We start from the raw sequence: 586 nt of genomic DNA, 5'->3' as shown, positions 1-586 counted from the left end.
GCTGACGGCCGCCGACCCGGCCCGGCCGGCGGACGAGGCAAGGCGCGCGAGCTGGCGGGCCTGTTCACCTCGTATCTCGCCGCCTGCCGGGCGGAGACGGTGGCCATGAGCCTCCTGCCGCCGGGGCGCTTCCTGATGCCCGGCGAGCTGGAAGGCTCCCCCGCCCTCACGTTTGCCCCGCTCGACCCGCCGGAGCGCCCGTTTCCGGCCGGCTCGCTCGGGGCGATGATGCAGCGCCGCTTCGAGGCCTATAAGAGCGCCGTGGTGCGCCCGTTCTTCCGCAACCACTTCGCCCGGCTCGACCGGCAGATCGTGCTGGTGGACGCGCTCGCCGCGCTCAATGCGGGGCCGGCGGCGCTCGCCGATCTGGAACGCGCGCTGGACGGCATCCTCGCCGCCTTCCGCACCGGGCGGAACAGCCTCGTCAGCGCCCTGTTCCGGCCGCGCATCGAGAAGGTGCTGTTCGCCGCCACCAAGGCCGACCATCTGCACCGCACCAGCCACGACCGTCTGGAGGCGATCCTCGCCCGCCTGGTGGACCGGGCCGCGGCCGGGCGAGCGAGGGGCGGGGCCGGCGCTCGACGTG

General features: G+C 74.9%; 1 protein-coding gene. It reads left to right on the top strand.

Features of this window, described 5'->3' with window-relative positions:
* On the top strand, nt 1-586 hold a 586-nt coding region (locus AC2W7M_RS27075; protein ID WP_486136330.1), incomplete at both ends, for a YcjX family protein.

The sequence above is a fragment of the Xanthobacter sp. BG11Y11_SDJG genome, assembly GCF_057364445.1.
This window is presented reverse-complemented; position numbering and strand designations above follow the sequence as displayed.